This is a genomic window from Chryseobacterium sp. TB1-D10, assembly GCF_059803555.1.
On the sequence record NZ_JAPFHB010000006.1, the window covers coordinates 286,202 to 292,987 of the forward strand.

General features: G+C 38.9%; 6 protein-coding genes. All 6 read right to left on the reverse strand.

Going from position 1 to position 6,786, the window contains the following annotated elements:
* Positions 1-10: 10 nt before the first annotated feature.
* Positions 11-1,057, reverse strand: coding sequence for a cupin domain-containing protein (locus tag OPU68_RS10400; RefSeq protein ID WP_498473915.1), 1,047 nt, complete (start codon positions 1,055-1,057; stop codon positions 11-13).
* Between the two features lie 297 nt (positions 1,058-1,354).
* On the reverse strand, positions 1,355-2,323 hold the full coding sequence (locus tag OPU68_RS10405) for an NAD(P)H-quinone oxidoreductase (RefSeq protein WP_498473916.1): 969 nt from the start codon (positions 2,321-2,323) through the stop codon (positions 1,355-1,357).
* A 26-nt stretch (positions 2,324-2,349) separates the two neighbouring features.
* On the reverse strand, positions 2,350-2,793 hold the full coding sequence (locus OPU68_RS10410; RefSeq protein WP_498473917.1) for a lipocalin-like domain-containing protein: 444 nt from the start codon (positions 2,791-2,793) through the stop codon (positions 2,350-2,352).
* 51 nt (positions 2,794-2,844) lie between these two features.
* Complete coding sequence (locus tag OPU68_RS10415; RefSeq protein WP_034974811.1) at positions 2,845-3,402, reverse strand: hypothetical protein; 558 nt, start codon at positions 3,400-3,402, stop codon at positions 2,845-2,847.
* Positions 3,403-3,723: 321 nt separating this feature from the next.
* Positions 3,724-4,272, reverse strand: a complete 549-nt coding sequence (locus OPU68_RS10420) for an antibiotic biosynthesis monooxygenase (protein ID WP_498473918.1) — start codon at positions 4,270-4,272, stop codon at positions 3,724-3,726.
* A 23-nt stretch (positions 4,273-4,295) separates the two neighbouring features.
* Positions 4,296-6,509: a hybrid sensor histidine kinase/response regulator gene (locus OPU68_RS10425; protein ID WP_498473919.1), complete on the reverse strand. Its 2,214-nt coding sequence runs from the start codon at positions 6,507-6,509 to the stop codon at positions 4,296-4,298.
* Positions 6,510-6,786: the final 277 nt, after the last annotated feature.

Genomic DNA, 6,786 nt, shown 5'->3' on the forward strand with positions numbered 1-6,786 from the left:
AATTCTAATCTTATTTCTCAGGCTGAATGAAAACTTTCTCAGTCGGGAATTTTTCAATTTCACCTTCTTTCAAACCAAAGTTCGTTACCACAACATCTTTCGGATTTCCGGCAAGCCATTCGCTCAAATCAATCGATTCATATTTTCCGCTGTTGAAGCCAATCAGAATTCTACAAACCGTATCGCCTGTATTTTTGATGTAATGTCCGGCTCCCATTGGCACGTAACCCACATCTCCTGCACTGAACTGCTCTGTAACACAAATGGATTCTGCCAAGAAAACCGACATTTCTGCCTGTCCTGAAATAAAATATTGCCATTCGTCCGCATTGGGATGCCAGTGCATTTCTCTCAAAGCGCCGGGTTGCAATTCCAAAATAGAACCGGACATTGTACTGCTGATTGGAAATTCTTTACTTGTAACCAATCTTTGTAAACCTCCACCGGGAACGATTCTCGGCTGTTGGGAATGCAAAGGATAACGGTGGAAGCTCGTCAATTCGATATCAGATTCATTTGGGCGAGCTTCAGCAATGAAAGACATCTCATCCGGAACAATTCCTGCTGCGAAATACGCTTCTTTTTGAGGTAAAGCGGCTACTTCTTCTAAAGTTAAATTTAAATTCTGAGCGACAATTTCAGGTGGAACTGATGAAACAAAATCAGTCACGCTGAACGTATGGTCTTCTGAAAAATTACCATTATCAAAAATCAAAATGAAATGACATTCTTCCGTTCCTGTCGCTTGAATAGAGTGGCCATAACCTTTTGGAAAATACCAAACATCGCCCGGCTCAAAATTGTCTGTATAGCTATGTCCATCAGGATGAATAATCGTGGTACGAACCGTTCCTGAAATGACGTAAGCCCATTCTGCGGCGTTGGCGTGCCAGTGTAATTCTCTCATACTTCCTGGTTGCAGTCTCATAGATACACCCGCAATGCCGATAGATGCTGGGAAATCTTTTACAGAAGCACCTCTTGTAGTTCCACCGTCGTTGGTTCTAGGTTCTTTTTTCTCTAATTCGTATTTGAAACTTAATGATGCAGTATTCATAATGATAAGTTTTTGTGATGAATGATAGTTTGTCTTTATTTCTACTGTAAAGCTAGCTCGGAATCAAGGGGTTTTGAAGTGCTTTTCGGTGAATGGGCAAAATGAGTCGGTGGGAATTTGAAAGGAGTAGTTGATGTGTTTAGGGTAAAGAAAATAGATGAGAGATAAAAAGACTTGCAATTCGAATTTTATTAATTGAAAAACTCCTAATGATGTTGATTTTTAACAATAAAAATCCTTCACAAGTTGAATTGAGAAGGATTAAAATTCGATTTAGATTATTATTAAACTATCACTTTATCTCACAAGAATAATCTTTCCTGTATGTGAACCGTCCTCAAGCAATCGGTGAGCTTCCGCAGCTTCTGAGAAAGGAAATGTTTTGAATATGACGGGTTTGAACTGCTTAGATTCAATCATAGGCCAGACATTCTTTTGGATTTCTTTGGCCAATTGTTTTTTGAACTCATATTCACGGCTTCTCAAAGTACTTCCTGTAACGGTCAGGCGCTTGGTCATTACTTTCCAGATATCCAAATCAACACGACTGCCACTGACCGCATTGATGTGAACCAATCTGCCTTCAGGTTTCAGAATGTTGATGTTTTTAGCAAGATAATCACCGCCAATCATATCCAGAATGACATCGACACCTTCGTTTTGTAATTCAGTTTCAAAATTCTGGGTCTTATAATTAATATAAGAATCTGCGCCGAGTTCAAGACATTTCTGACCTTTTTCGTCAGAACCGACTGTTACAATGACGGTTGAACCCAATGCCTGGGCAATCTGAATGCCTGTAATTCCAATACCGCTGTTTCCGCCGTGGAGCAAAAGGGTTTCTCCCGGTTGAAGATTTCCTCTCTGAAAAACATTAGACCAAACGGTAAAGATTGTTTCCGGTAAGCTTGCCGCCTCAGCAAAACTTAAATCTGCAGGAATGGGTAAACATTGACCTTCTCTCACAGCGACATATTCTGCGTAACCGCCACCTGCTAAAAGTGCACAAACTTTGTCGCCAACGGTAAAATCTACGACATCAGGGCCGCATTTTACAATGGTTCCGGCGACTTCTAATCCTGGAATTTCTGCAACAACACCAGCAGGTGCTGGATAATTTCCTTCTCTCTGAAAAATATCAGGACGGTTGATTCCTGCGGCTTTCACTTCGATTAAGACTTCTTCTCCGGATATTTTGGGAGTAGGGTATTCCTGTAGTTCCAATACATCAGGACCTCCAGGTTTTGTAATAACGATTGCTTTCATTTTTTTAATTTTAATATCAGATTCTTTCAAACTCTCTTCCAGGTCAATTGATGAGTCACCAATCGTGAATTGCTGGTGAATGGTTTCTCACTTTCTAGATGCAGAAAACCATCTTTAAAGATAACGATTCTATTCTGCGTTTGCCCTGTCCAGTTGGGGAAAAGTGAAATGTACATTGTGTGACTCACCAACTGTTTTTCATCGTCCGTTTTGAACGGTTCCGAATACGCAAGATATGTTGAGCCTTCCTGTGTATATTCTTCCGGCGTGGCATTGGTCCAATGTTCCTGATGAAAGTTTTCACGGTGCATATCCATAATTTGTCCCGACATATAACCGTCAGGATTATACATAATCAGTCCTTTCGGATTCTCACCCATTGGATGGGTAATTTCTCCGCTGTTAACAGGAACTTCGATGAGTTCTACCAAAGTCCAGCTTCCTAATAGTTTTTTGAAAAGTGTTTCCATAACTTTAAAATGAAATGAGCGTACCGAGATACGCCCATTATGTTTTTTGAATTAGAAAGGTTGATTGTATTTTCCGGTCAACGCTTTGTTTTCGATACTTTTTGCAAAGTTGGGCGTTTCTTCGTGGTTGTGTGCGTCGGAAGCGGCTTGTCTGGAAGCGGCTGCATCAGCGAGATTCACGTTGTGTTCTTTCAGATATTCGAACATTTCAGGAGTTGCAGTGGCGTGGATTTCGTTGGTGTACAATGTTGTGTTATCATCGATTTTTGTGGCTTTTAATTCCCATAAAACCTGAACTTTGGTACGGCCGCCTTTGGTAATGGAATCTGAGATGGATAACATTCTGCAGTAATCCGGACGGTGTTCAACGGCAACATAATGCTGAACCATCAAAGCATCTCCGATGGTTTCGACGTTTAAAGAAACCGGTTCGCCATCATACGTGGTAGAAATGGCGGCTCCGATGTGCTGCGTAGAGCATCTCTGATATTCTGCATCGGGAAGATTTAATAACCAATCTGCGATATTTACTTTTTCGATTGGGGCATTGATAATCGCTGTAACGGTAGAGTGAGACAATGCGTTTTCTGGTGTTTGAATAATCTCCATAATGTTTAGAATTTTAAATTGTTTGTATCTGTTAATTTGATGGTGTAAAGCTACATTCAACAAATTTCAAAATCAATTGGTGTTCGATGAACAGGCGGAAACTGTCGTTGAATGGGTGTTGAAATTTATTAATGAATGGAAAGAAATAATAATGACTTTAATATGCATCAAGTTTGTCATTCCGTAGGAATCTAAATTATTATTTTAAATTCTGCGTTGAGATTCCTACGGAATGACAAAACGTGAAAATTATCTTTATTATAAACGAAAAAATCACTGTAAAATGCAGTGATTTTTTCGTTTAAATTACATTAATTCAAATTATTTATAAAGCCACTTCCTAATCAACTTCGTATAATTCGGCATCACCACGTAAATCACCAGGAAAACCAGACAGCCTGTACTGACCAACGTGTCAAAATAGCGATTGGGTGAGATATTTATTAATCTCAATGAGGGCAATAACAGCAATTGCATCAGCAATGATAAAGGATAGATGGCAGACCAGGTTGCCAGATATTGTTTCCAGCGAACCGGAACTTTGTTTTCTTTTTCTCCATAAAAGAGAAAATCCAGACCAGATTTGATTTCGTAATTATCTTCTTTTGTGAATAATGGATGGGCTTTGTCAATCAATTTTCTTCTGGTATCAGATTCCATCCAGTTTCTGAGATTCTCAATCGTATCAAAGCGAATGATGACAGTGTAAACAAACGTCAGATTCGGAATCGGGCGCACGATTTGCCAGTCGATAAAACCTTTGGCACTTTTGGAAACGGGCAGAATTTCCTCGAGCCATTTTTCGTATTCGGTTTGTTTGCCGTCGAGAACGTGGTGCGTGATGACCACCGATGCGCCTTGAGTTTCCATAATGAAATTGTTTTTTAATTTATTTAATTATCGATGGTTTGCATAAATAATTTAGCTTCGGAAAAAGATTTCAGCAAAATATCTTTTACCTCTTCCAAAGCTGTTTTTGATGCCGGATTTTCTTCGGTTGTTAATTCTAAAATATCTAAGTTTTTCTCTAATAGAGAAAGTAAACCCATTATTGCAACACTCGATTTCAAATCGTGGGCTCTCAATTTCAGTAATTTAAAATCTTTATTTTCATAAGCCAGTTTCAGTTCCTGCAAATGAGTCGGGATATTATCTAAAAACTGCTGTGTCACGGTTCTTTCAAAACCCTTGTCTTCATTACTGATGGACTTCAAATAACTAAGGTCGATGAACTCGTAATTATAAACGGTTTCCTTAGTTTTTACTTCGGTTTTTTCGTTTTCTTTTAATCCGAAATTGGAGATTAATTTGAATAACTCTTCCTCTGTAATAGGTTTAGAAATGTATTCGTTCATTCCACGGCTCATACATCTTTCGCGTTCACCAGCCAAAGCGTGTGCGGTCATTGCGATGATTGGCGTGTTCAGTTTAAGTTCTTCACGGATTGTCTGCGTGGCAACGTAACCGTCCATTTGTGGCATTTGGATGTCCATTAAAACCAAATCATAGTCGTTGTTTCTGAGAAATTCGACTGCTTCCAGACCATTGTTTGCGGTTTCAAAATCGATGTTCCATTGTGAGAGAAGATGCTTCATCAGACTTTGATTGATAGCATTGTCATCCACGATTAACACTCGCAAAGGCGCATTTGTTTTATCTTTAAAATAATCTGTATCAATTTTAGGAATCACATTCAGCTGTTCTTTTGCAATTGTATAAGGAATGTAAAAATGAAAAGTCGTGCCTTTTCCCTGTTCGCTTATTACTTCGATATCGCCGTTCTGCAATTGAATCAGGCTTTTCACAATCGATAAACCAAGGCCGGTTCCTCCGTAATTTCGGGTCGTCGAATCTTCTCCCTGATTGAATCTTTCAAAGACTTCAATGAGTTTTTCTTTATCAATTCCGATTCCCGTATCAGAAACTTTAAAGCCTACAACGACTTCATTTTCGATTTGTTGTTTATTATAAATTTCGATAGTAATGTTTCCTTGATGCGTAAATTTTATTGCATTTCCGATGAGGTTGACAAGAATCTGAGTCAGTCTCGTGGCGTCGCCATTCAAAGTATCTGGAATCGAAGTATCGATTTTGCTGGAAATAGTCAATCCTTTTTCTTTGGCGCGTTCCATAAAAAATGTTTCGACAGAATTCGCTAATCCACTGATGCTGAATATACCTTTGGTAATACGCATCATACCGGCTTCGATTTTTGATAAATCGAGAATATCATTAACAATTGCCATCAGATTTTCTCCCGAACGCTGAATGGACGAGACAAATTCTTTAGAGGTTTCATCCAAAGGTCTTTTCTGCAAAAGGTTGGTAAAGCCTAAAATTCCGCTCAAAGGCGTTCTAATTTCGTGGCTCATATTGGCGAGGAAATTTTCTTTGGTCTGCGCGGCAACCGATGCTTTTTTCTCCGCAACATCCAATTCCTGAATCAACAATCTCTGACGTTTGAACTGACGAAGAATGTGATAACCGACAATGGAACCGCTTAAAATCAAAAGAATCAATAGGGAAATATCATACAATCTCGCTTTTTGTCCCATCTCCTCGGTCTCTTTGCTGAGGTCAACCATATGAAGTTTTCGGCTTTCGTAGATTTTTGCAGTGATGGAAGTTATTTCGTTTGAAATTTTTCTGGCTCTCGGGTTGGCAATGGAAGTCTTATCGTCCATATTTCCGAGGGTGTGGTAACGAAGCAGTAATTTATCCTTCGTCGTTTTCTTTTCCATCGCAAGAACGCTCAGTCTGTGAATCAGCTTTTCTTCTACGTCGTCTGAATTGTCTTTGGAAAGTGAATCGAGGAAGTTTTCTATCTGGCTGATTTTCTGGTCGATTCCTTCAAGATGAGTGGTGTCGTTGGTTGCAATAGAAGCTCTGATTCTGCTTTCAACGCCGAGAATATCGCGGTCGATTTCACGCAAATGATTGCTCGAACGCAATTCGTTCAGAAGTTGGTTGTTATTTTGGATGAGCTCTTTAGTATTTTTAGCCGAATTGATTTGAACCGCTATCAACAGGAGAGAACCCGCAATAAATGTGAGGATGATGAAATAACTGAACCTTCTGTTTCCCATTACTGAGGATATTTTTTTCATATTGTTTTTCTTTGTTTTAACGCAAAGTCCGCAAAGATTTTTTTCTTTTTTATTGAATATATTTTTAAGTTCGCAAAGGCGTTTCACTCAGCAAAGATTAAATATTTAGTTTGTTATTGACTTCGTCGAACATCTTATTAGGTTTCCTACGGAATGACAAAACTGTGTTTTTATGCTGAAGTTTCTTTTATGCTGAATCTGCAGCCCGACTTGATTTCTATGGACAAACCAAATTATTTTGGTAGTTTTTTTCATAATGTCTGCCCGAATTGATGAC